This is a genomic window from Streptococcus sp. 3167 (genome assembly GCF_013277175.1).
Taxonomy (GTDB): domain Bacteria; phylum Bacillota; class Bacilli; order Lactobacillales; family Streptococcaceae; genus Streptococcus; species Streptococcus pseudopneumoniae.
In genome coordinates this window covers 1-23,281 of record NZ_VMML01000039.1, presented here as the reverse complement: position 1 = coordinate 23,281, position 23,281 = coordinate 1, and the positions used below count along the sequence as shown (strand labels likewise).

The window sequence follows — 23,281 nt, the reverse complement described above, 5'->3', positions numbered from 1 at the left end:
AAGTGATAAAGTCGGGATTATAGCAAAGGGATGGAGAAATTACTAGCCCAAACCCAATGAATCATGCTAGTGTTCTAAGTATTCTTGCCAGATAGCGTCAAAGTCTCCTAGGTTAAAAGAGAAACTGGCATGTTCTTCCAAAAAGCGACTCACCTCATCAAAATCATCTGTGTGTTTTGGAAAAGCTGATTCTTCAAAGGCTAGGTCTGCTAGGATAGCTTTGGGACTGTTACTTTTAGGATTGCGCTCGGTCATGAGCCAAGTGTAAAATGATTTTCTCATATGTCACCCTAGATCAATTCTGTCCCAAACTGGTCTTGCTTGATTTTACCAGCCTTCATAAGACCACCTAAAGCTTTCTTGAACTGACCTTTAGAAATGCCAAAGGTTGCCTTGATGTCATCTGGAGATGACTTATCATTCAAGGTCATGAAACCGCCATTGCTTTCCAAATAAGTCAAAATCATCTGGGCATCATTTTCCAACATTTCAAAGGAACGTGGTTTGAGGGAGAGGTTCAGAGTGCGGTCCACTTCGCGGAAACCAATGACACGCGCATCTAAAACTTGCCCTAAACGTGGCTCTGCATAGCGCTCGCTAGGATGGATAAAACCAAGCATGTTATTTTCTGGCAGGTAAACAAAAGTTCCTGACAGCTTGAGGCGGTATACAATGGCTGGCCAGTTTTGGTTCTGCATGTTGTTGTAGGCAGGTCGAGCCAGACGTTGGAAGTCTTCTTGATAAGCCAAGAGTCCCCAGATACGATCTTTCTTGTCCACTTCAAGACGGATGTAGAGTTGATCACCCTTCTTAGGCCAGAGTTCCTTGAGCTCAGGGAGAATATCGAGTGACACAACGATTTCCTTGTCAGGAAGGCCTGTATCCACAAAGACACCCAAGTCTTTACGAACTTCTGTGACACGTCCCCAACCAAATTGGTCCTGAGTGGCAGTCACTTCTAGAGTTGTCAAGCGGAGTTTTTGCTTCATATCCGTGTAGGCAAAACCTTTAACCGTATCCCCTACTGTATGTTGACCTTCTTCCTTGGTAAGAGCATAGGTCTGGCCATCCTTTTGCACAAAGTAAAAACGGTCGTTTTCATCGATGATGAGTCCAACGATAAAACTTGCAAGATTTGTATTCATATTTCCTTCTTTCGAACAAAACTCAGCCAGCAATGCCAACTGAGTTTTTCTGTTTATTTTTAGACTTCCAAGAGTTCTTTCTCTTTGTTGGCAGTCATGTCGTCGATGTGTTTAACAGCATCATCTGTTACTTTTTGAATGTCTTTTTCAAGAGTCTTCAATTCGTCTTCAGTGATTTCTTTTGCTTTTTCTTGTTTCTTAGCTTCATCCATAGCGTCACGACGGATATTACGGACAGCCACTTTAGCATTCTCACCGACCTTCTTCACTTCTTTAGCAAGGTCACGACGAGTTTCTTCTGTAAGTGCAGGGATAACCAAACGAATAACAGAACCGTCGTTAGCTGGTGTGATACCAAGATCAGAAGCGTTCAAGGCACGTTCGATGTCTTTCAATGAAGACTTGTCAAATGGGGTTACCAACAAAACACGCGCTTCTGGAATCGTAATTGAAGCAATTTGGTTAAGAGGAGTTTCGACTCCATAGTATTCTACATGTACACGGTCAAGCAAGCTTGCATTGGCACGTCCAGCACGAATACCACCAAATTCACGAGCAAGTGATTGGTGAGACTGGGTCATTCTCTCTTTAGCTTTTTCAATAATTGCGTTAGCCATAATCTTTCTTATTCCTTTTCTTCGATATTATTTGAAACTGTTGTTCCGATATTTTCACCAAATACGACACGTTTGATGTTGCCTGGTTGGTTCATGTTGAAGACAACCAAGTCAATGTCGTTATCCATTGAGAGGGTTGAAGCTGTTGAGTCCATGATACGGAGACCTTTATTGATAACGTCACGGTGGGTCAATTCTTCAAACTTAACAGCTGTCTTGTCTTTCTTAGGATCGGCATTGTACACACCATCTACACCATTTTTAGCCATAAGAATGGCATCTGCTTCGATTTCAGCTGCACGAAGGGCCGCTGTTGTATCTGTTGAGAAGTATGGTGAACCAATTCCGGCACCAAAGATAACGATACGGCCTTTTTCAAGGTGACGAAGGGCACGTCCACGTACGTAAGGCTCTGCCACTTGTTGCATTGCAATGGCTGTTTGCACACGCGTATCAACCCCAACTTGTTGCAATGAATCTGCCATCACAAGAGCATTCATAACAGTCCCAAGCATTCCTGTGTAATCTGCCTGAACGCGGTCCATTCCTGCTTCTGCAGCAGGTTCACCACGCCAGAGATTTCCTCCACCAATAACAAGGGCAATTTCGATACCTAAGCTATGAACTTCTTGAATCTCTTTTGCGATTGTTTGAACTGTTTGGATATCAATCCCTATGCCACGTTCACCGGCAAGGGCTTCACCTGATAACTTGATTAAAATACGTTTATACTTGGGATTCGCCATTTTCACTCTCCTTTTTTTATCCTACCTATTTTATCACAATTTCTAAGATTTTTATAGTATCATGAGCAATTCTTTCAAAAAAATTAGACAGTCAAAAATTCCTCTAAGTCGGCAAGGGCACGCTCTGCAATTTTTTCATAACGAGCCTTCTTATCACGGATACGTTCGCCTTCCAACTCCTTGATAATCCCAAAGTTGACATTCATTGGTTGGAAATGTTTGCTGTCCGCATGAGTGATGTAATGAGCTAGACTTCCAATCGCTGTTGTCTCTGGGAAAATAGCCTCACTTTCACCCTTGAAGAGTCGAGCCGCGTTAATACCTGCAACTAAGCCTGATGCTGCGGACTCTACATAGCCTTCCACACCCGTCATCTGACCAGCAAAGAAGAGATTTGGTTGTTTCTTAGAACGGTAGGTCTGCTCCAGAAGATTTGGTGAATCCATGTAAGAATTGCGGTGCATGACCCCATAACGAACAAACTCCGCATTTTCAAGACCTGGAATCATTTGGAAAACGCGCTTTTGCTCTCCCCATTTAAGGTGGGTTTGGAAACCGACGATATTATAGAGGCTACCAGCTGCATTGTCCTGACGAAGTTGAACCACCGCATAAGGGGTTTTAAATTCTCCATCACGAGGACCTGTGTAGTCGTCTGGATACTCAAGACCGACTGGTTTCATAGGACCATAAAGCATAGTTTTAATGCCTCGTTTGGCCATGACTTCGATTGGCATACATCCTTCAAAGTACTTTTCTTTTTCAAAAGAATTGAGCGGTGCTTCTTCCGCATTGACCAAGGCTTCATGGAAATCCATAAACTCTTGCTTGGTCATTGGAGCATTGAGATAGGCTGCTTCTCCCTTATCATAACGAGATTTGAGATAGACCTTACTCATATCGATAGTGTTGACATCGATAATAGGCGCTGCTGCATCGTAGAAATAGAAGCCATCGCCATTATTAAGGGCATGAATCTTTTCAGCCAGGGCATCGCTAGTCAAGGGACCAGTCGCCACAACTGTAATAACATCTGTTGGCAATTCTGTAATTTCATCACGCACCACTTCAATCAAGGGGTGGTTGACCACTTTTTCGGTCACCATTTGAGAGAAACCATCACGATCCACCGCAAGGGCTCCACCGGCAGGAACACGTGTAGCCTCAGCAGATTCCAAGATAACAGAACCCAAGCGACGCATTTCTTCCTTGAGAAGACCAACTGCATTTGTCAAAGCATCCCCACGCAAAGAATTGGAACAAACCAACTCAGCAAAATTGTCTGTTTTGTGCTGAGGAGTCGACTTGACACCACGCATTTCATAAAGTTTAACTGGAATACCACGCTCTGCGATTTGGTAAGCTGCTTCAGAACCTGCCAAACCAGCACCGATAACATTGATATAAGATTGAGACACGACACTAATACCTCTTTGGGAGTGTGAAGACAAGGTTCACATTGAAAAAGCCAATCAAACTTAAGAGTTTTCGAATTTCTTGGCTCAGGCTGAAAAAGTCCATTGGACTTACTTCGCTCTCGAATTTCTTGGCTCAGGCTGAAAAAGTCCCCCAGACTTTCCTCGCTCTCGAATTTCTTGGCTCAAGCTGAAAAAGTCCCCCGGACTTTCCTCGCTCTCGAATTTCTTGGCTCAAGCTGAAAAAGTCCCCCAGACTTTCCTCGCTCTCGAATTTCTTGGCTCAAGCTGAAAAAGTCCCCCGGACTTTCCTCGCTCTCGAATTTCTTGGCTCAAGCTGAAAAAGTCCCCCGGACTTTTTCACTCCCACAAATCTTTCTATTTTTTTCTTCTACTAGTATAACAAAAAAAGGGAAGAAGGCAAACTTCCCTGTTTATACTAAATGAAAATCAAAGAGCAAACTAGCCGCAGGTTGCTCAAAGCACTGCTTTGAAGTTGTAGATAGAACTGACGAAGTCCAGCTCAAAACACTGTTTTGAGGTTGTGGATAGAACTGACGAAGTCAGTAACCACACCTACGACAAGGCGACGTTGACACGGTTTGAAGAGATTTTCGAAGAGTATTAGTCATTTTCTTGATTTTCTTCCCAATCATGGTAGGCAGCGTAGAGCTGGCTTTTATTCCACTGGTAAATCTTAGCGACTTCCTTGATAGCTTGATTTTTCTTCATGCCTTGCTGGATACGGGCTTGGATTTCTAAGAACAAGTCCTCCTCGTCTTTTTCCTCCACATCCTGACTGGCACCTTCAACAATGAGAAGGCATTCTCCTTTAAGTGGCGTTTCAGCAATGCTTTCCAATAACTCAGAAATGGTACCGCGTTGGTATTCTTCATAGATTTTAGTCAATTCCCTGACCAAGACAACCGAGCGGTTACCGTAGACTTCTAACATATTTTCCAACGTATCTGCTACACGATGAGGCGATTCATAGAAAATCTGAGTTTCAGGATAATCTTTTTTCGAGTCGAAAAATTGCTTTTGCTGGCCTGATTTTCTCGGTAAAAAGCCGTAAAAGATATGTGGTTGTGGCGCTAGACCACTGGCAATCAAGGCAGAAATTCCTGCAGAGGCACCTGGAACAGTCACAACTGCAATTTCTTCCTCAATAGCTGCCTTAACCAAATCATGACCAGGGTCTGAAATGCTAGGCAAACCGGCATCAGAGACCTGAGCAATACTTTGCCCTGCTTTCAAGAAACCAATCAAATCAGGAATTTTTTCCTTGGCATTGTGCTCATGAAAACTGATCTGCTTGGTGGAAATGTCAAAATGCTTGAGCAAAAGCCCTGTATTGCGCGTATCCTCAGCAGCAATCCAATCTACTTCTTTCAAGGTCTGGATAGCACGAAAAGTCATATCATCTAGATTGCCAATCGGCGTTGCCACTAGATACAGCTTGCCATAGGGAGACTGCCCCTTAAAACTTTTTTGAATTTGCATGCCTACTCCCTGTATAACAACTCATCACAGAACATACATTCTTCGTCCTGCTCTCGACGTTGTCCATAAAAATCATTACATACGTGAAATCCATCACGGTAAATACGACGGACACTTTCGCGAACATGCTTGGCCTTGACGGGAGCGTCTGCTTCCACCTCACCCAAGCGTTCTCGCAACTTACTATTTTCCAAGCGAAGAGCTGTATTTTCTTCTACCAAGCTCTTGAGATTTTTCTTGATGGCTTCCACATCGGCTAAGGTTACCAATAATTGTTGGGAAAAATCATCCAGCGCGTCAAATAATTCTTTTTTGTCCATAAAACAGCCCTTTCCTTTCTTTATCATTCATTTTTGAGTTTATATTTCTTTCAAGACCAGATATTCCATGGCATTTTGAAAGCTGACATTAGCTTGCCACATTTTTCTAGCTTCTAGTAAATCTTGTAGAATCACTCTTACTCTTACCTGCAAGAGGTCCTGCCCACAGAGAACTTCAAGAATCCGTAAAACCTGATCCTGTTTTTCCTTATCATCTGCCAAGTTGGCTAATTTGGCAACCTGTAGATAACTTTCTTTTTTCTTAGCTACTAACCAAGTCAGCAGGCGTTCACTTTCATCGACCAAGGTCCAAAAACTTGCCTGATTAGCCAACTTTTCTGCTTCAGCTCGCGATTGACTAAACTTAGTTAAAAGAGTCGCTTTTTTCTTAACAAGTCCCATTTGTTCTAAGAGTAAGATAAGTTTTTCTTCTTGCTTTTTAAAGTGGAAGATCTGAGTCCGACTTCGGATTGTCGGTAACATCTTTTCCTCATCGCTAGTCAAGAAGAAAATATAAACTTCACTCTGGGGTTCTTCGATGACCTTGAGCAGAGAATTGGCTGCGTTGGGATGCATTTTATCCGCTTGCTCGATGATAAAGACCTGTTGCTGGCTTTCAATCCCTGCTTGAGAAAACTGTCCCACCAATTCCCGAATGCGTTCTGTCTTGATGACCTGATTGACTGGCTTAATCAAGGTGACATCTGGAAACTCTTCCTGTTCAATCAGCTTGCAACTTCGGCATTTCTCACATGGTAAGACGCCAACTTTATCCGTACAAAAGAGGCTCTTAGCTAAAAATTGCGCCATTTCCAAGCTTCCAAAGAAACCTGAAAAGAGATAGGCGTGATTGAGCTGGTCTTGTTCTAAGATACGGACAAAACGGTCAAACTGATCTGGTTGCCAAGCCTTTAGTTGATCTTGTTTCATTTGGCCAAGCCCATTCCGTCAAACAAGACAGCCTTGGTAGTTTCCACAACTTGCTCCAAAGGGAGACTAGCATCAATCTTGACAATGCGATTTCCCTCTTTATCCAGAAGAGAAAGGTAGCCTTGACGAACTTTTTTATGCAAGTCCAACCCTTCCAAATCCAAACGATTAACCTCGCGGTCACTATTAGCAGCAATACGAGCCAGTCCTTCTTCCACCTCGATGTCAAAATAGAGTGTCAAATCGGGTTTGAGGCCATCTGTCGCAAACTGATTGAGCCAGTCAATGGCTTCAATATCTAAGCCACGACCAAATCCCTGATAGGCAACAGAACTATCGATAAAACGATCCATAATGACCAGCTTGCCAGCTTCAAGGGCTGGAAGAACTTTTTCCACCAAGTGCTGTCTGCGACTGGCAATATAGAGAAGCAACTCTGTCTTCGCATCCATCTGAGTATGACTTGGATCCAAAATTACTTCCCGAATCTTCTCCCCAATCAAGACTCCGCCAGGTTCACGGGTCGTCAGCACCTCTACCCCTTTTTCCTCTAAAATTGGTAGCAGAGCCTCTAAAACACTGGTCTTTCCTGCTCCCTCTGGTCCCTCAAGAGAGACTAAAAATCCTTTTGACATGTCTAACTCATTTCTTTTTTACTACTTCTATTCTATCAAAAAAATAGGGGTTTGTGACAATCTTTTTGTCTTCTCATTTCATACTCAATGAAAATCAAAGAGCAAACTAGGAAGCTAGTCGCAGGTTGCTCAAAACACTGTTTTGAGGTTGCAGATGGAAGCTGACGCAGTTTGAAGAGATTTTCGAAGAGTATCAACCACCATAAAAGAGGCAGACAAATCCACCTCTTATTTACCTAGTTCTTGTGTTCGTTTGTAGGCTTGACCAACTGCATCCATGACCGTTCCTCGAAAAGCATGCGCTTCTAGGCTCGCTACACCAGCGATAGTCGAACCGCCTGGGCTGCAAACTTGGTCTTTCAAAACTCCAGGATGTTGCTGACTTTCAAGGACCAATTGTCCAGCTCCTACCACAGTTTGAGCTGCCATTTTCAATGCTGTTTCTCGTGGCAATCCAGTCTGAACACCTGCATCTGCCAAGGCCTCGATAAAAAGATAGACAAAGGCTGGTCCACAACCTGCAAGACCTGTCGCTGCATCTATTAAGCTTTCTCCAAGTTCAACCAAAAGACCAGCCTTGGCTAAAAGCTGACAAAAGAGCTCACTGTCCTCAGCCCTGCAATTAGAAGACAAGGCATAACTAATCACTCCTTGTCCGATAGAAGCAGGGGTATTGGGCATCATACGAATAATTCTGTGCTGACTTGGAAGAAGACTAGCGAGTTTTCCCAAGGTCAATCCAGCTGCCATCGAAATCAAAAGAAGACTCTCTCGTTTTTCAAGGATAGTCTGGTATTGAGAAAGCAAGTCTGAGAACTGAGCAGGCTTCACTCCTAGAAAAATCACATCTGCTTCTGCAAACATTTCTTCATTGCTGGAAGCCTGACCACCAAAGTCTGCAATGAAAGCATCTACCTTAGCTTGACTACGATTGGCAAGGAGAATCTCATCTGACGTCCTAGTCTGCAAGACAGATTTTGCCAAGCTAGCACCCATATTCCCCAAACCGATAAATCCAATCTTCATCTCTTACTCCCTTATCTGTCCATCACCAGTAACCACATACTTGTAGCTAGTCAACTCTTTCAAGCCCATGGGACCACGCGCGTGCAATTTCTGAGTAGAAATTCCCATCTCACATCCAAGACCAAATTGTCCACCATCGGTAAAACGAGTTGAGGCATTGACATAGACAGCTGCAGAGTCCACTTGATCTGTAAAGTAAGCTGCAGCTTCAGCATTTTCCGTTACAATGGCATCCGAATGATGGGTACTATGGGCTTCAATATGGGCAACCGCTTCTTCTAAACTGCTCACAACCTTAACAGCTAAGACATAGTCTAAAAACTCGGTGTCAAAGTCTTGTGCCTCAGCTGCTTGACCTGAAAGAAACTGACTGGCTTTCTCATCCAAGCGGAATTGAATTGGTTCCAACCCAACTTCTTTACGCTCTGCAACTAGAACTTGCTCCAAGCGAGGAAGGAAGCTTGCTGCCTTGTCTTCATGAACCAGCAGAACCTCCATGGCATTGCAAACAGAGGGACGACTGGTTTTAGCATTGTTGATGATAGACAGCGCCTTGTCTTCGTCTGCATCCTTATCCACATAGACATGGACAATCCCAGTCCCTGTCTCGATAACAGGTACAATCGCATTCTCAACCACTGCATTGATCAAGCCAGCTCCTCCACGAGGAATGAGGAGGTCTAGATAGCCCTTGGCCTTCATCATAGCATAACTACTTTCATGGCTAGTATCTTCCACCAGTTGAATCACATTTGGGTGAATAGTAGTCGTCTCCAAGCCCTTCTTCAAGGCTGTGACAATGGCATGGGTTGTTTGATAGGCATCCTTACCACTACGAAGAACAACCGCATTTCCACTCTTAAGAGTCAAAGCAGCCGCATCAGACGTCACATTTGGACGGCTTTCATAGATAATACCGATGACACCCATAGCTACACGTTTTTTTGTGATAACCAAACCATTTTCAAGCTGACTTGTTTCTAAAACTTCACCGATTGGATCTGGGAAGGCAACCACTTCACGAATTCCTCTTGCCATCGCTTCTATACGATCTGCATCCAAATAAAGACGATCCAACATCACATCTGAGATTTTCCCCTTAGCCGCTGCCATATCGAGGGCATTAGCCGCTAAAATTTCCTCAGTAGCAGCCACTAAGTGATCAGCCATGGCTAGCAAGGCTTGGTTTTTCACTTCTTCACTAGCTGTGTTAATCGATTTTTTAACAGCCTGTACCTGTTCAAATTGTTCTTGTCTACTCACCATAGTTTACCTCTAAAATTCTGTAAAAAGTAGTTGGATTTCAGGAGTAATGGAAATCCAGTCGTCACGGTAAATCAAGACACCCTTGGCTTTTTGAGAACGCAACATATCCTCCAAAGCAGATGCTCCAAATTGCACGCGTCCTTTTCCAAGTGATTTTCCACTTTCCTTATCAAATACTGTCACGATATCACCGTAAGAAAAGGCTCCTTCTGCTTCAACGATACCAGATAAGAGAAGACTCTTTCCATGTTGAGAGAGAGCTTCCGCAGCCCCTTTATCAACCCAAATAGAACCTTGACTCTGAGCATAAAAGGCCAGCCATTGTTTCTGGGTACGAAGCCCCTTCTCTTGCGCAACAAAGTAGGAACCATCCTTGGTCTCCTCAGCCGCTTCAATCATGGCATCTGACTTCAAGGATGAGCAGATATAAACAGGAACACCCGATTCTGTCGCAATAGTTGCAGCTTTGATTTTGGTTAACATGCCCCCAGTTCCGTTTGACGAACCAGCTCCACCGGCCATATCGATAATCTCACGATTGATAGTCTCGATTTGCTCCAAACGTTTGGCTCTTGGATCTGAATTAGGATTTCCTGTATAGAGACCATCTACGTCTGTCAAGAGGATCAAAAGGTCTGCTTGGACCATGGCCGCCACCTGTGCACTCAGAGTATCATTGTCCCCAACCTTGAGCTCATCAATAACAACACTATCATTCTCATTGATGATAGGAATCGCCCCACGGCTAAGTAAAACCGACAAAGCCTGATGGGCATTTTTATAACGACGCTTATCTACAAAGTCATCCTGGGTTAGCAAGATTTGTGCAGAAACGATTTGGCGCAAGAGAAGATTGGTCGTGTATTCTTCCAACAAAAGCCCTTGTCCTACCGCTGCTGAAGCCTGTTTATCAGCAATTTTAGTCGGACGCTTTTTAAATCCTAAGGCTCCAAAACCAGCCGCAATGGCACCTGAAGACACCAAAATCAACTCATGACCAGCCTCGTGCAGCATAGCCAACTGCTGGGTAATATCCTTTACCTTACTACGTGATAAACTTCCATCCTCATTTGTCAGAGAAGAAGTACCCACCTTAAAGACAATCCGTTTGTATTTCATAGTCTCACTCCGATTATTCATATTTATCCATTATAACATGAATAACAGGAAATAGAAAAGAGTTGATAGGAAAAAGAAGGCCCTAAAACCTTCTTTTCTACTACTGTTCTGATTCCGATTTGTTTACACTCGTTTCAGAGCTTTGTGAAGTTGAGGATGTCAAATCTTGACTAGTTGAAGAATTTGTAACACTTTCATGTTGACTCGTTTCTTTATTTTCAAGATCCTTTTTCACTACTTCTTTGGATTCTTTTATTTCTGAATGACTTGTAGTTTTAATTGTAGCAGATTTCTCGATCGGAACATCCACTAACCAGGCACCACTTGAATCCACAGTATAGCCTTCTGGTGTCTTACCATTCACAAGTAATTGACCATTTTCTTTCAAGAAGTACCATTTATCCTTGTCTTTAATCCAACCTATAGCTCGTGAACCATCTGTCTTGTAGAAATACCAATCATTTGCCTTTTTAAGCCAGCCTTGCTTCATAGCTCCTGATTCTTCTAGATAGTAATGATGTCCAGCAACTTCTATCTCACCTGTCTTCATGATACCAGTAGAATCCATATAGTACCAGGCTTCTTTATCTTTTACCCAGCCCGTTTTCATTTCCCCTGATGGAGCAAAGTAATACCATTGCCCCTTATATTGAAGCCAACCTGTCTTCATAGAGCCATCAACATCCAAATAATACCACTGCTCTTTATCTTGAATCCAACCAATTTCCATCTGGTTTTCTTTGTTAAAATAATACCAGATTCCAGCGATTTTCTTCCAATTTTTAGCAGCAACACCAGAGTTTGTCAAATAGAACCAACGATTGTTCCATTTTTTCCATTGATTCTGTAATAAGATACCCGTTTAGTTAAAGTAATACCATTCACCCTTAATTTCATTCCAACCGACAGCATATTCTCCTGTAGAATCAGGCGCTTGATACCACCAGTTTCCATATGAACTCTTATGCCAACCAGCTTGAAAACTTGGAATAGGCTTGTAGGAAGTTGAAATGTTTACTAAACCGTCTTGTCGAATATCAAAAACTGTTGCATCATAGTCTTTGCTGGCTGCGTTGATTCTCTCAATTCCTCGTTCTTTGAGCCAATTAACATACTCACTATCAACACCATTTTTCCAAGGTAGACTATCCGAAGTTTGAACAATCAAACTCGGACTCAAATTTTTAATAAAATCCTTGGTATTTGATTTGTTGGTATCATGGTGATGATTAAACTTCATCAAATCAACTTTTCCAATGAGAGGTCCATACTTATCTTCCGCTCCATGCACATTATCTAAGTCGCCCCCAAGGTAAATTTTCTTACCATTGACTTTTACTACGCTAATCAAGGAATTGGAATTATCATCCCAAATTTTCTTTAATTCACCTGATGAATCTGTTTCATTTTCATAATTATATAGTTGAATATCCATGTCTCCAAACTGAAAATGAGCATCTCCTTGTGTGATATTTTGAATAACTGAAACACCTTTTTCAGCAGCAGTCTTTAAAACCTTATCATAGCCATACAGATTATCCCAAAGACGTTCAGGCTTAGTAATACGATTATCACTATATTTCTTAAGATAGACTCGGTCAACTGGATAGGTAGACAGTAATTCATCAACATTTCCAATATGGTCACTGTGGGTATGGGTTACCAAAATAAAATCAAGTTTTTGGACACCCAATTCCTTCAAACGACGAAAGACACGGTCTGTTAGAACATGCTTATAAGTTGTATTGATACCCTGTCTCCATGGATAACGAGAATCACTTCCATCTGGGAAATCATAATCTTCTCCTGTATCCACCATGGCAAAATGTCCATTGCTTTCAAGAATAATCGCATCACTGCCACCTTCATGAACATTTATAAAGTGGATTTTATTTCCTGAACTTTCTTGAGCTTGAACATTTCCATACCATGACAAGCCTAAAAAAGCGCCTGCAAGTGCTAAACTAGTTAATTTCTTTTTCATTCTTACTTCCTCAATCTCTCCAATGTTTCCTTAAAAATTGCTGGGATATCTGCTGTAAATTCTAAGGTCTCACCTGTTCTCGGATGAGTAAAACCTAGAGTCTTGGCATGAAGAAATTGTCCATGCCCCTTAAGTGTCTTACGAGGACCATAGACTTCATCCCCAGCAACTGGATGACCGATATAAGCCATGTGGACACGAATCTGATGGGTACGCCCTGTCTCTAGTTGCAACTCCACTAAGCTATAATCGCCAAAGCGTTCCAAGACGTGGAAACGAGTTACTGCAGGTTTCCCTTTAGCAGTCACAGCCTGTTTCTTACGATCTTTTTCACTCCGGCCAATCGGTGCTTCAATCACACCGCGATCATTGGGCAAATTTCCATGAACAATCGCCCAATATTTGCGGAGAGACTTTTTATCCTTGAGTTCTTGGGCAAGTGCTAGATGCGCCTCATCATTTTTAGCAATCATAAGAAGACCTGACGTATCCTTATCAATACGATGAACAATTCCTGGACGCAGAACCCCATTGATACCCGACAAGTCCTTAATATGATACATAAGGGCATTTACTAGGGTTCCACTAGTATGACCAGCACTCGGATGCACAACCATTCCCTGAGGTTTGTTGACAACAGCCACATCCTCATCTTGGTAGATGATTTCTAGCGGAAGATCCTCAGCCACATACTCTAAAACCTCTGGTTCTGGCACATGGTAAGTGACGACATCGCCCTCTTGGACAGTGTATTTAGCTTTCTTGACTTGGCCATTGACCAAGACCTGGCCTGATTTGATTTGTTCATTCGCGAGACTACGTGATAATTCTGTCAAATCTGACAAAGCCTTATCTAAACGCAGGCCACCAGTTTCAATTTTAATTTCCATTTATTTCCTCTTTTAGCATTGCAATCAATAAAATAATCACTCCAACAGTCAGATAGCTATCTGCCACATTGAAAATTGCAAAATTGATAAAGTCAAGGTGAAACATATCCACAACAAAGCCCTGACTGACCCTGTCAATAAAGTTTCCAAGACCACCCGCGATTATCAGAGTCAAACCCAAGACCATCCAGAATGAGTCCTCCATGTGCTTATGTAGATACCAAATGGCACCTACCACGACGACCAGGGTAATGACAGCGAATAACAACTGCTGATCTTGTAAGATAGAAAAGGCTGCCCCTCGATTTTGCAGGTAGGTCAAGCTAACGAAATTGGGAATCCAGGAGCGCACTTCACCCAGTGGAATCTGTTGGACGATATAGGATTTAACTAACTGATCCAGCGCAATCAAAAGCAGTACAATGACTGCCACTATTCCTCTTTTTTTCATGATTTCCTCTTCTGATTAAAATATTCTTGCATGACTTCTACGAAAAGAGTTCCAGCTTGACTCAGCTCCACTTCTTCACGTTTAACATAGACCATGCGGTTATCTAGGTTATCCTTGAGACGAATAACTGTGATGCCATTCACACTGTCACTATCTAAAAATCCAGAACCTGTCGCATAAGCGTCCGTCCGCTCCAAAATACCATTCAAAGTAGCACGGTCTGTCACATTAAACATCTGCGAGCTCGCGCTGGTATCAACAAAGTTCTCTGAATAATAAAGATACTCGTCTTTCTCTTGCGTGAAACGAACCGTTGGTAAATCCGCTAAATCCTCCATGACCAATTCCTCTTTCTGAGCTAAAGGATGCCCCTCACGGAGATAAATATGGGTATGGAAGGGAATTAGTTCAATAACCTCTAGGCCTAACTTTTCAACCCGTTGCATAATCCCTTTTTTATTTTGATTATTGAGGTAGATAATCCCAATCTCACTGTGACCTTGCGCTACTTCGTCTAAAATTTGAACAGTAGTTGATTCAAAAATACGGAAGTTCTTATAATCAGGATAGCGCTCTGAAAAGGCCGTAATGGTTGGTGGCAAGAAGTCATAGTGCTGACTGGCAATGGAAAATTCATCCTTTTCTTCCTCAGGATGGGCATACTGATTTTGAAAAATATCAAATCCTTTAACCAATTCTTGCGCTTTTTCATAGAATTCCATACCACGACGAGTCAAGAAAGTCCCTGAGCTGGTCCGACGGAAAATCTTAAAACCCAATTCTTTTTCCAAATCACGAACAGAAATAGACAGACTCGGCTGACTAACATACATCTTTTCAGCAGCTTCACGAAAAGTACCGCTATTGGCAATGGCCACAACATAGCGTAATTGTTGAATGTTCATCTTCTACCTCCAACTTCTTTATCTTTTCATTATACCATATTTTAGAAGTTTTCCAAAAAGGAAAAAAGAACATCCTATTCTTCTTAACCTTCTTAACTATCTTCACTATCTGCCTTTCTCAAGCCAACCTTATTTTCAAAATCAATTCAAAAAATAACTGGATACACACCACTCCAATATCGAAAAGAAAAACGTTGACTATTTGTGAAAAAAGAAAATGCCGGAAAGTTCCGACATTTTTTTAGTAAGCTAACTTCCTGAAAATAGGAGTAACCATACATTCCAGAAGGCAGTGATATTGATGAGAATATGAACTAGTATTGGATAGTAGAGATTTTTTGTCATGCGATACAGTAGAGCTAAAATGAGACCTCCACTAGCATAAATGAAAAAAGCAAGAGGAGTTAAAGCAAAATTGATATGAATATAACCGAAAATAATAGCAGAAAGCAAGACATCTCCGTACCAAGGCGAGTTTTTGAAAAAGGTTGTCATAAGCACACCGCGATAAATCAATTCCTCAGCAATAGGGCCGATGAAGCAAGCCATGAGCAAGAAATAGGGTAATTCCTGTCTCCCTATCATTTCTATCGTTTCATTCAAAGAAATTTGATTTGAAGACGAGGGTATGAAATAAGACAAGAGGACGTCAGACATATACAAAATGATGTAACCCAGTAAAAGGTAGATAAAGTGCCTCAGCTGCCATTTGAAATGAAAAGTCTTCTTTCCTGCAAAAACTAGTAGATAGATGACCGCTAATAAAAGACCTCCACTCTCCATCCAAAGCAGAATCTGAAAAAATTCACGACTTGCTGGTAGATAGGGCTTTGCGAGGTGATTGAAAATTCCCCAAAACCAAGTTGATTTGTAAAAAATTAAGGATAATGCTAGTAAAATCTGAATAATCCGTTTTTTCATATTAAATCCTCTGTTTTCTCCATATTCCTAATAAATTTTACTTAAAATCTCGCAGGACTTCCTTTGCAAAGATGATTGCCTCCTCCAATATATCCTAAATCATAGGTTCCTCTGGGACAAAATCCATGAACCGGCATAGTTAATACCGGCTCTATTTGCCAAGGAAAATAACCATTAGGTTCTTTTCCATAGGGATCTGCTCCACCTTGTATCAGCTCTAATTCTTCATTTGTTAGATTTATATTTTTTGTCATTAAAATCATGATATATTTCCTCCGTTATTGTTTAGATTAGTTGAGTAATCTGATACTCATACCTACTTACAAAAAACTATTATATTAAGTTGGTTTTTTAATTTGTCTAGTTGCAACGTTGACAAGTTTAGTATAACATATCTTGGCCAAATATCCTCTTCAAATCATGAATTGTCATCAAAACGTCCTAAACTGCAAAATCAATTAGCTCCTGTCCCTTTGACCGTCATCTTCTCCAAAATATGTTATAATAATACCAAAAGATAAAGAAGGAAGACCTATGATTAAACTACTAGCCTTGGATATGGACGGAACCCTCCTCGATGAAGCCAAGGAAATTCCACAAGCTCACATTACTGCTATTCACCAAGCTATTGAAAAAGGTGTCAAATTGGTTCTTTGTACGGGTCGCCCGCTTTTCGGTGTCCTCCCCTACTACAAAAAACTGGGGCTTGGCCTCCAGAATGAGTATGTGATTGTTAACAATGGTTGCTCAACTCACCAGACAAGTGACTGGGGACTAGTTGACTGGCAAGAACTTAGTCCAGCAGACATCGAATACCTCTATGATCTAGCTGAAAAAAGTGATGTTCAGTTGACTCTTTTTGATGAGAAACATTATTTCGTCCTCGGTGGCAAGCCTAATCAAGTCATCCAGAATGATGCCGACCTAGTCTTTTCAGACTTGACTGAAATTTCCCTTGAGGAAGCGACTAGTGGTAAATATCGTATGTTCCAAGGCATGTTTTTGGGCAACGAAGAACAAACAGACGATTTTGAGCAGCGTTTTGCTGAGGAACTCTGCCAACGATTCAGTGGAGTTCGTTCGCAGCCTGTCATTTATGAAGCTATGCCACTTGGAACGACCAAGGCTACCGCTCTTTCACGATTAGCAGAGATTTTGAAGATTGATTCCTCAGAGATTATGGCCATGGGCGATGCTAATAACGATATCGAAATGCTCCAGTTTGCAGGGATGGGCATTGCAATGGGAAATGCAAGCGATTATGTCAAATCTCTTGCGGATGCCGTTACAGCAAGCAACGAAGAAGACGGTGTTGCGCGTACCATTGAGAAATATATTCTATAAATCTCGTAGCGGAGCAAATGTCTCTGATCAAACTGGACACTACGAATCCTTAATCAATCCAGAATTGACCTATATGGGTTTGGCAGCCTTTGAAAACCCTGTTACTCAAAATGGATGGATTACCGTTGCACAAAGTTTCGGAACATCATCTGGTGGCTCTGAAGAATTAGCTGGTGGTTATGGAAAAGCCATTCAATACATAGAAGCCTACTCTTCTCAGATTCAAACATTTGCGACTAAGGCGAATCTTTTTGACAAAAATTTGAAGGCTATCGGAACTCATAAAATCAAAAATGAAAATAAGAGTACAACGAATAATTCCTACAATTTCTTTAACCAAATGCAAGAAGTAGGTAAAAGTATGGGTTTTTGGCGACAAGCTGGCTCGCGTTGGTAGTTTATGCAACTTGATGGGATCTTACCCTTACAATCAGTGGGCAAAATTAGATAATATCTGGTATCGCTTCGATAGTTCAGTCTGGATGCAAGCAGGTTGGTTGAAAGACGGTGAGACTTGGTACTATCTCGACGGTTCAGGTGCTATGAAAACAGGCTGGATGAAGGTATCTGGCAAATGGTACTATGCTTATAGCTCTGGTGCTCTAGCAATCAATACGACTACACCAGACGGTTACCGTGTTAATTACAATGGGGAATGGGTAGGATGGTTTAACTACAACAAAAATACTCTATACTATCTCACAGTGAGTAGTCTTCACTTTCAAATAGTATAGAGATTTTTATTTACCTAGTATAGCTCTTATCTTAGGTGTTTATAACAAACTGAAACAAGAGTGGGACAAAAGAGCCTCGTAAAAGGTATTGCAACTTGGTAATACCTTTTTGAGGTGCTTTTTGATATGAGCACATGTCTTCTCAATAGGATTGTACTCAGGTGAGTAGGGAGGAAGGGGTAAAAGTTTATGCCCAAACTCTTCACACAAGAATTCTATCCTAGCTATTCTATTGGAATCTTGCATTATCCATAATAATAACTGAGGGTGTGGTTAATGTTGGTAAGAGAAATTTCTGAAACCATGCTTCAAAAAAGTCGCTCGTCATCGTCTCTTCGTAGGTCATTGGAGCGATTAAGTCACCATTTGTTAGACCTGCAACCAAAGAAATCCCCTGATATCTTCTTCCAGAGACTTTACCTCCTATTAACTGACCCTTTGATGAGCGACCATATTCTCGATAAAAGTAAGTATCGAATCCTGTTTCATCAATATAAACAGGTGCTAAGTGCTTTAAACTATTAAAATTCTTAAGAAATAAGGCTACTTTTTCTGGGTCTTGTTCATAGATAGTATAGTACTTTATGGTTACCGAACAAGTCTAATGAAAAAATTCTGATGATAGTTCTAAATCTCAATAACCGCTTGGGTTCCATGATCCAACTCCAGCAAGACATCTATACTTGTATAGAAAATCCTGCCCTGAATAAGGAGATGTAAATATTTCTTTCCTCCAAAATGGTCATAGTTTTGCTGGCAAATCTAACATATCATGGATAAATTAACAAGTGATTTCTGAATTGCTAAACATTTTCTTTTCTTATAGCATATTTTCAGATTTTCTCTTTGAGAAAGATATTTACAAGAAAAAGGTTCGTTTTTTGTCTATTTTCAAAAAGTCTTAAAACTAAATTGAAAGAATTTTTAGAAAATTTTTGTTTTTCTCTTTACAGTTTAAAAAAATTCTGCTATAATAGCTCATGTAATAAAATATGACAACAAAAGGAGAACGATATGACATCTGCTAAAGAATATATCCAAAGCGTGTTTGAAACTGTAAAAGCTCGTAATGGGCACGAGGCTGAATTCCTCCAAGCTGTTGAAGAATTTTTCAACACTTTGGAACCTGTATTTGAAAAACACCCTGAGTATATCGAAGAAAATATCTTGGCACGTATTACTGAGCCTGAGCGCGTAATTTCTTTCCGTGTTCCTTGGGTTGACCGTGATGGAAAAATTCAAGTAAACCGTGGTTACCGTGTTCAATTCAACTCAGCTGTTGGACCATACAAAGGAGGACTTCGTTTCCACCCAACTGTAAACCAAGGGATTTTGAAATTCCTCGGATTTGAACAAATCTTCAAAAACGTCTTGACTGGACTTCCAATCGGTGGAGGTAAAGGTGGATCAGACTTCGATCCTAAAGGTAAAACAGATGCTGAAGTGATGCGCTTCTGCCAAAGCTTCATGACTGAGTTGCAAAAACACATCGGACCATCACTTGACGTACCTGCTGGTGATATCGGCGTAGGTGGACGTGAAATTGGTTACCTTTATGGTCAATACAAGCGTCTTAACCAATTTGATGCTGGTGTCTTGACTGGTAAGCCTCTTGAATTTGGTGGTAGCTTGATTCGTCCAGAAGCAACTGGTTACGGTTTGGTTTACTATACTGAAGAAATGCTGAAAGCTAACGGTAATAGCTTTGCTGGTAAGAAAGTGGTTATTTCAGGTTCTGGGAACGTTGCTCAATACGCTCTTCAAAAAGCGACTGAACTTGGCGCTACTGTCATCTCTGTATCTGACTCAAACGGTTATGTCATCGATGAAAATGGTATCGACTTCGATCTTTTGGTTGATGTTAAAGAGAAACGTCGTGCTCGTTTGACTGAGTATGCAGCTGAGAAAGCAACTGCAACATATCACGAAGGTTCTGTATGGACTTACGCTGGAAACTATGATATTGCGCTTCCATGTGCTACTCAAAACGAAATCAACGGTGAAGCAGCTAAACGTTTGGTTGCTCAAGGCGTTATCTGTGTATCTGAAGGTGCCAACATGCCGAGCGACCTTGATGCCATCAAAATCTACAAAGAAAATGGTATCTTCTACGGACCTGCCAAAGCTGCCAACGCTGGTGGTGTAGCCGTTTCAGCCCTTGAAATGAGCCAAAACAGTCTTCGCCTCTCATGGACTCGTGAGGAAGTTGATGGACGTCTCAAAGACATCATGACAAACATCTTCAACACAGCTAAAACAACTTCAGAAACATATGGTCTTGATAAAGACTATCTTGCAGGAGCAAACATTGCTGCATTTGAAAATGTAGCAAACGCTATGATTGCCCAAGGTATTGTTTAAGATTCATTTGCTTAATCCTCAATCGCTTCGATTGGGGATTTTTATCTTGAGTTAAACGGTTGGGAAATTCTAATTTAATTAAATTAAATGAAATAAAAACCGAACAAATTGATTGCGGAATTCAAACCAATTTCTAACAATGTTTTATAAAACTCAGTGGACTATTCTAAATTCAATCTATTTTATACTTTTCGAAAATCTCTTCAAACCACGTCAGCGTCGCCTTACCGTAGATATGTTACTGACTTCGTCAGTTCTATCTGCAACCTCAAAACAGTGTTTTGAGCAGCCTGCGGCTAGTTTCCTAGTTTGCTCTTTGATTTTCATTGAGTATTACTTACTCGCCAACTTCTTAAACAAAAAGAAAAACCACTACTCCTAAGAATAGCGATTTAATCATGTTTTTAAGCTACTAATGTAGTCGCTCTATTATTTAAGAGTAACTGAAGCTCCAGCTTCTTCCAATTTAGCTTTGATTTCTTCAGCTTCTGCAGTTGCAACGCCTTCTTTAACAAATGCTGGTGCACCGTCAACAAGTTCTTTAGCTTCTTTAAGACCAAGACCTGTGATTTCACGTACAACTTTGATAACGCCAACTTTTTTGTCGCCTGCAGATGTCAATTCAACGTCGAATGAATCTTTAGCAGCACCAGCGTCAGCAGCACCAGCTGCAGCAACAGCTACAGGAGCAGCTGCAGTTACACCAAATTCTTCTTCGATAGCTTTTACAAGGTCGTTCAATTCAAGGATTGAAGCTTCTTTAATTTCAGCAATAATGTTTTCAATGTTCAATGCCATTGTTATTTCCTCCAAATATGTTTTAAATTTATAATAGATTTTCGTAGCTAGGCTACGCTACGTAGCTTAAGATTAAGCTGCGTCTTCTTTGCTTTCTGCAACCGCTTTGACTGCAAGAGCAACGTTGCGCACTGGCGCTTGAAGTACAGAAAGGAGCATAGAAAGAAGTCCTTCGCGGTTTGGAAGAGTTGCAAGTGCAAGAATCTCTTCTTTAGATGCGACAGCGCCTTCGATTGCACCACCTTTGATTTCAAGTGCTTCAGCGTTTTTAGAAAAGTCGTTCAAGATTTTCGCTGGTGCAATAACATCTTCGTTAGAAAATGCTACTGCAGATGGTCCAACGAATACTGATGCAAGATCTTCAAGACCAGCTTTTTCAGCTGCACGACGCAAGATTGAGTTTTTAATGACTTTATACTCAACTTCGCTTCCACGAAGCTCACGACGAAGAACTGTATCTTGCTCAACTGTCAAACCACGAGCGTCTACAACGACGATAGATGCAGCAGCTTTCATTTTTTCAGCTACTACGTCAACTAGTTCCGCTTTTTTAGCAATAATTGCTTCACTCATTAGTGTGTTCACCTCCGTAATTATTTTGCTTGGGGAATTTTTCCAAAAGAAAAACGCGCCCAAACCTAGACACGAAAGTACAATACGCTTCTTTTTACATGATACGTTTTGTCCTCGGTAGGATATTTATGAGTCGAGCTCCCCTACTGTCTTAGGCAGTTTTTTCAAACCGTATATAAGTATAGCATAGTCAAAAAAAGAATGCAAGATTTTTACAAACTTTTTTTAAAATTTTTCGTGATTTTTCTTCTAAAGTTCTACTGTCAGAACTTGACCTTGCTTAACAACCTGTTCTCCAGCAATATAGACATCATCAACATCACTGGATTTGACAGCATAAACTAGGTGAGAGAGCATATTTTCTTGAGGTTGGAGATGGATTTTGCCTTGTGGTTGAATAACGAGAAAATCTGCCTGCTTGCCGACTTCTAGACTTCCTATCTGATTTTCCATTCCTAGAACCTTAGCCCCTTCGATTGTCAGTGCCTTGAGAGCTGTTTCGATAGGAAATTGGCTGGCATCTCCACTTTTCATCTTCTGAAGAAGGGCTGCAGTCCGTCCCTCCTCAAACATATCAAGATTGTTATTGGAAGCGACCGAGTCAGTCGCAATTCCGACTGCTACTCCTGCTTTTTGGAGCTGGATAATTGGAGCAATTCCTGATGCCAGTTTGAGATTACTGATAGGATTGTGAGCAATAGCCACTTGAGAAGTTGCCAAGCGTTCAATTTCTCGCTCGTTTAATTCGACCCCATGAGCAAAGACAGACGGATGATCTAAGTAACCCAGTTCTTCTAGAAAGGCGAGGGGGCGTTTGCCGTATCGTTTCAGGATAATGCCTGATTCTTCCTTGGTCTCCGCCACATGGATATGGATTGGAATAGCAAGCTCTTTTGCCATTTCCAAACTCGCTTCCAGCAAGTCTCTACTGCAGCTATAGGGAGGATGAGGTGCTACCATAACCTTGAAATTTGGATTTTTATATTTTAAGATTTCGTCTATGATGGATCGAGTTCTGCTTATAGTCTCAGCAGTTGTTTCTGTCTCTGAAGAAAAAAGAGTCGGAGAAAAATAACAACGCATCTTGGAATCTTTCACTGCCTGATAAATCTGCTCAATATTCACACCATTGGGATTATACATATCATTAAAGGTTGTTGTTCCTGACTGGAGTATCTCTGTCAGAGCTTCTTTGACCGCCTTAGTAGTCATATCGGGAGTAAACTCAGCTTCTGCTGGCCAGATATAGTCATTGAGCCATTCATGGAGATTGCTATCATCCCGAATTCCTCTCAAACCTGTCATAGCAGAATGGGTGTGGCAATTGACCAACCCAGGCATAATCCAAGCTCCCTGATAGTCTATAATCTGCTCAGCTTGCTCTAAAAACGCTGGCTTATCTTGACCGACATAGACGATTTGAGAATCCTTGACTGCTAAGATTCCATCAAGATAAACATGGAAATCTTGATCACAAGTCACGATATTTACATTCTGAAAGACTTTCATTATAGGCTCCTTTTCTAAAAGACAAGTTATACTCTCTTCAAACTACTTCAGATTCACTTTGCCGTAGGTGTGGTTACTGACTTCGTCAG

The 23,281-nt window shown here is 41.3% G+C and carries 22 protein-coding genes, 5 pseudogenes and 1 other annotated feature; of the genes and pseudogenes, 4 read left to right on the top strand and 23 right to left on the bottom strand.

Annotated elements, in window-relative coordinates; all coding sequences use genetic code 11:
- Positions 1-66: 66 nt before the first annotated feature.
- The 16 genes and pseudogenes from HT678_RS06435 to HT678_RS06360 form a co-directional block, all read right to left on the bottom strand.
- Entirely contained in the window at positions 67-282 is a 216-nt protein-coding gene (locus HT678_RS06435) for a YozE family protein (RefSeq protein WP_001232084.1), read from the bottom strand.
- A gap of 8 nt (positions 283-290) precedes the next feature.
- Positions 291-1,145 carry an RNA-binding virulence regulatory protein CvfB gene (gene cvfB, locus HT678_RS06430; RefSeq protein ID WP_023941393.1) on the bottom strand — a complete coding sequence of 285 codons (855 nt, stop codon included), beginning with the start codon at positions 1,143-1,145 and terminating at the stop codon, positions 291-293.
- 59 nt (positions 1,146-1,204) lie between these two features.
- A complete protein-coding gene (gene frr, locus HT678_RS06425) occupies positions 1,205-1,762 on the bottom strand; it encodes a ribosome recycling factor (RefSeq protein ID WP_001262225.1) in 558 nt (185 codons plus the stop codon).
- 8 nt (positions 1,763-1,770) lie between these two features.
- Positions 1,771-2,508: a UMP kinase gene (gene pyrH, locus HT678_RS06420; protein WP_119947778.1), complete on the bottom strand. Its 738-nt coding sequence runs from the start codon at positions 2,506-2,508 to the stop codon at positions 1,771-1,773.
- Between the two features lie 83 nt (positions 2,509-2,591).
- A complete protein-coding gene (gene trmFO / locus HT678_RS06415) occupies positions 2,592-3,926 on the bottom strand; it encodes a methylenetetrahydrofolate--tRNA-(uracil(54)-C(5))-methyltransferase (FADH(2)-oxidizing) TrmFO (RefSeq protein WP_138699525.1) in 1,335 nt (444 codons plus the stop codon).
- Positions 3,927-4,547: 621 nt separating this feature from the next.
- On the bottom strand, positions 4,548-5,426 hold the full coding sequence (gene rsmI / locus HT678_RS06410) for a 16S rRNA (cytidine(1402)-2'-O)-methyltransferase (protein WP_001166876.1): 879 nt from the start codon (positions 5,424-5,426) through the stop codon (positions 4,548-4,550).
- A 2-nt stretch (positions 5,427-5,428) separates the two neighbouring features.
- On the bottom strand, positions 5,429-5,746 hold the full coding sequence (gene yabA / locus HT678_RS06405; protein WP_000358228.1) for a DNA replication initiation control protein YabA: 318 nt from the start codon (positions 5,744-5,746) through the stop codon (positions 5,429-5,431).
- Between the two features lie 39 nt (positions 5,747-5,785).
- Positions 5,786-6,676, bottom strand: a complete 891-nt coding sequence (locus tag HT678_RS06400) for a DNA polymerase III subunit delta' (protein WP_000806730.1) — start codon at positions 6,674-6,676, stop codon at positions 5,786-5,788.
- Entirely contained in the window at positions 6,673-7,311 is a 639-nt protein-coding gene (tmk, locus tag HT678_RS06395; protein ID WP_000033362.1) for a dTMP kinase, read from the bottom strand. Before tmk ends, HT678_RS06400 begins: the two co-directional genes overlap by 4 nt.
- A gap of 228 nt (positions 7,312-7,539) precedes the next feature.
- On the bottom strand, positions 7,540-8,337 hold the full coding sequence (gene proC / locus HT678_RS06390) for a pyrroline-5-carboxylate reductase (RefSeq protein WP_000689703.1): 798 nt from the start codon (positions 8,335-8,337) through the stop codon (positions 7,540-7,542).
- Positions 8,338-8,340: 3 nt separating this feature from the next.
- Complete coding sequence (locus HT678_RS06385) at positions 8,341-9,603, bottom strand: glutamate-5-semialdehyde dehydrogenase (protein ID WP_000254672.1); 1,263 nt, start codon at positions 9,601-9,603, stop codon at positions 8,341-8,343.
- Positions 9,604-9,612: 9 nt separating this feature from the next.
- Complete coding sequence (gene proB / locus HT678_RS06380) at positions 9,613-10,722, bottom strand: glutamate 5-kinase (protein WP_000875755.1); 1,110 nt, start codon at positions 10,720-10,722, stop codon at positions 9,613-9,615.
- A 100-nt stretch (positions 10,723-10,822) separates the two neighbouring features.
- Positions 10,823-12,706, bottom strand: a pseudogene (gene cbpE / locus HT678_RS06375) (phosphorylcholine esterase CbpE).
- A 2-nt stretch (positions 12,707-12,708) separates the two neighbouring features.
- Positions 12,709-13,596: an RluA family pseudouridine synthase gene (locus HT678_RS06370; RefSeq protein ID WP_000403212.1), complete on the bottom strand. Its 888-nt coding sequence runs from the start codon at positions 13,594-13,596 to the stop codon at positions 12,709-12,711.
- On the bottom strand, positions 13,586-14,047 hold the full coding sequence (gene lspA, locus HT678_RS06365) for a signal peptidase II (protein ID WP_000745672.1): 462 nt from the start codon (positions 14,045-14,047) through the stop codon (positions 13,586-13,588). Before lspA ends, HT678_RS06370 begins: the two co-directional genes overlap by 11 nt.
- Positions 14,044-14,952, bottom strand: coding sequence for a LysR family transcriptional regulator (locus tag HT678_RS06360; protein WP_001025687.1), 909 nt, complete (start codon positions 14,950-14,952; stop codon positions 14,044-14,046). Before HT678_RS06360 ends, lspA begins: the two co-directional genes overlap by 4 nt.
- On the opposite strand from HT678_RS06360, the pseudogene HT678_RS06355 reads away from it, so the two are divergent.
- Positions 14,945-15,150, top strand: a pseudogene (locus HT678_RS06355) (AraC family transcriptional regulator). The gene HT678_RS06360 and the pseudogene HT678_RS06355 sit on opposite strands and share 8 nt — an antisense overlap.
- Before the next feature lie 51 nt (positions 15,151-15,201).
- Here the strand turns inward: HT678_RS06355 and HT678_RS06350 are convergent.
- Together HT678_RS06350 and HT678_RS06345 are read right to left on the bottom strand one after the other, a co-directional pair.
- A complete protein-coding gene (locus HT678_RS06350) occupies positions 15,202-15,873 on the bottom strand; it encodes a CPBP family intramembrane glutamic endopeptidase (protein ID WP_000746011.1) in 672 nt (223 codons plus the stop codon).
- 41 nt (positions 15,874-15,914) lie between these two features.
- Entirely contained in the window at positions 15,915-16,136 is a 222-nt protein-coding gene (locus HT678_RS06345; RefSeq protein WP_000602445.1) for an SP_0924 family bacteriocin-like peptide, read from the bottom strand.
- A 271-nt stretch (positions 16,137-16,407) separates the two neighbouring features.
- On the opposite strand from HT678_RS06345, the gene HT678_RS06340 reads away from it, so the two are divergent.
- Both HT678_RS06340 and HT678_RS11960 read left to right on the top strand, forming a co-directional pair.
- Positions 16,408-17,217 (top strand): HAD family hydrolase, encoded by an 810-nt coding sequence (locus HT678_RS06340; RefSeq protein WP_000593560.1) that lies wholly within the window; start codon positions 16,408-16,410, stop codon positions 17,215-17,217.
- Positions 17,216-17,879 (top strand): annotated as a pseudogene (locus HT678_RS11960) (choline-binding protein C); the annotation flags it as partial. The gene HT678_RS06340 and the pseudogene HT678_RS11960, both read left to right, overlap by 2 nt.
- Before the next feature lie 111 nt (positions 17,880-17,990).
- Here the strand turns inward: HT678_RS11960 and HT678_RS06325 are convergent.
- Positions 17,991-18,525 (bottom strand): annotated as a pseudogene (locus HT678_RS06325) (transposase); the annotation flags it as partial.
- A 56-nt stretch (positions 18,526-18,581) separates the two neighbouring features.
- Positions 18,582-18,762 (bottom strand): annotated as a pseudogene (locus HT678_RS11535) (hypothetical protein); the annotation flags it as partial.
- A gap of 203 nt (positions 18,763-18,965) precedes the next feature.
- Between HT678_RS11535 and gdhA the strand changes: the two are divergent.
- Positions 18,966-20,312, top strand: a complete 1,347-nt coding sequence (gene gdhA, locus HT678_RS06320; protein WP_000199528.1) for an NADP-specific glutamate dehydrogenase — start codon at positions 18,966-18,968, stop codon at positions 20,310-20,312.
- Between the two features lie 429 nt (positions 20,313-20,741).
- Here gdhA and rplL read toward each other — a convergent pair whose 3' ends face one another.
- The 3 genes from rplL to HT678_RS06305 all read right to left on the bottom strand — a co-directional run bounded on the left by rplL (position 20,742) and on the right by HT678_RS06305 (position 23,192).
- Positions 20,742-21,110: a 50S ribosomal protein L7/L12 gene (rplL, locus tag HT678_RS06315; RefSeq protein WP_172924722.1), complete on the bottom strand. Its 369-nt coding sequence runs from the start codon at positions 21,108-21,110 to the stop codon at positions 20,742-20,744.
- 72 nt (positions 21,111-21,182) lie between these two features.
- Entirely contained in the window at positions 21,183-21,683 is a 501-nt protein-coding gene (gene rplJ, locus HT678_RS06310; protein ID WP_001287278.1) for a 50S ribosomal protein L10, read from the bottom strand.
- Between the two features lie 38 nt (positions 21,684-21,721).
- Positions 21,722-21,857 (bottom strand) — a sequence feature (ribosomal protein L10 leader region).
- A gap of 75 nt (positions 21,858-21,932) precedes the next feature.
- A complete protein-coding gene (locus HT678_RS06305; RefSeq protein ID WP_172924720.1) occupies positions 21,933-23,192 on the bottom strand; it encodes a TRZ/ATZ family protein in 1,260 nt (419 codons plus the stop codon).
- Positions 23,193-23,281: the final 89 nt, after the last annotated feature.

What these genes read in the sequence shown, in the direction of transcription:
- HT678_RS06345 (WP_000602445.1), bottom strand. Translation starts at nt 16,136, where the DNA reads ATGATTTTAATGACAAAAAATATAAATCTAACAAATGAAGAATTAGAG.
- HT678_RS06360 (WP_001025687.1), bottom strand. Translation starts at nt 14,952, where the DNA reads ATGAACATTCAACAATTACGCTATGTTGTGGCCATTGCCAATAGCGGT.
- HT678_RS06400 (WP_000806730.1), bottom strand. Translation starts at nt 6,676, where the DNA reads ATGAAACAAGATCAACTAAAGGCTTGGCAACCAGATCAGTTTGACCGT.
- rplL (WP_172924722.1), bottom strand. Translation starts at nt 21,110, where the DNA reads ATGGCATTGAACATTGAAAACATTATTGCTGAAATTAAAGAAGCTTCA.
- HT678_RS06370 (WP_000403212.1), bottom strand. Translation starts at nt 13,596, where the DNA reads ATGGAAATTAAAATTGAAACTGGTGGCCTGCGTTTAGATAAGGCTTTG.
- proB (WP_000875755.1), bottom strand. Translation starts at nt 10,722, where the DNA reads ATGAAATACAAACGGATTGTCTTTAAGGTGGGTACTTCTTCTCTGACA.
- yabA (WP_000358228.1), bottom strand. Translation starts at nt 5,746, where the DNA reads ATGGACAAAAAAGAATTATTTGACGCGCTGGATGATTTTTCCCAACAA.
- gdhA (WP_000199528.1), top strand. Translation starts at nt 18,966, where the DNA reads ATGACATCTGCTAAAGAATATATCCAAAGCGTGTTTGAAACTGTAAAA.
- HT678_RS06340 (WP_000593560.1), top strand. Translation starts at nt 16,408, where the DNA reads ATGATTAAACTACTAGCCTTGGATATGGACGGAACCCTCCTCGATGAA.
- proC (WP_000689703.1), bottom strand. Translation starts at nt 8,337, where the DNA reads ATGAAGATTGGATTTATCGGTTTGGGGAATATGGGTGCTAGCTTGGCA.
- rsmI (WP_001166876.1), bottom strand. Translation starts at nt 5,426, where the DNA reads ATGCAAATTCAAAAAAGTTTTAAGGGGCAGTCTCCCTATGGCAAGCTG.
- frr (WP_001262225.1), bottom strand. Translation starts at nt 1,762, where the DNA reads ATGGCTAACGCAATTATTGAAAAAGCTAAAGAGAGAATGACCCAGTCT.
- HT678_RS06350 (WP_000746011.1), bottom strand. Translation starts at nt 15,873, where the DNA reads ATGAAAAAACGGATTATTCAGATTTTACTAGCATTATCCTTAATTTTT.
- HT678_RS06385 (WP_000254672.1), bottom strand. Translation starts at nt 9,603, where the DNA reads ATGGTGAGTAGACAAGAACAATTTGAACAGGTACAGGCTGTTAAAAAA.
- cvfB (WP_023941393.1), bottom strand. Translation starts at nt 1,145, where the DNA reads ATGAATACAAATCTTGCAAGTTTTATCGTTGGACTCATCATCGATGAA.
- lspA (WP_000745672.1), bottom strand. Translation starts at nt 14,047, where the DNA reads ATGAAAAAAAGAGGAATAGTGGCAGTCATTGTACTGCTTTTGATTGCG.
- rplJ (WP_001287278.1), bottom strand. Translation starts at nt 21,683, where the DNA reads ATGAGTGAAGCAATTATTGCTAAAAAAGCGGAACTAGTTGACGTAGTA.
- HT678_RS06305 (WP_172924720.1), bottom strand. Translation starts at nt 23,192, where the DNA reads ATGAAAGTCTTTCAGAATGTAAATATCGTGACTTGTGATCAAGATTTC.
- HT678_RS06435 (WP_001232084.1), bottom strand. Translation starts at nt 282, where the DNA reads ATGAGAAAATCATTTTACACTTGGCTCATGACCGAGCGCAATCCTAAA.
- pyrH (WP_119947778.1), bottom strand. Translation starts at nt 2,508, where the DNA reads ATGGCGAATCCCAAGTATAAACGTATTTTAATCAAGTTATCAGGTGAA.
- tmk (WP_000033362.1), bottom strand. Translation starts at nt 7,311, where the DNA reads ATGTCAAAAGGATTTTTAGTCTCTCTTGAGGGACCAGAGGGAGCAGGA.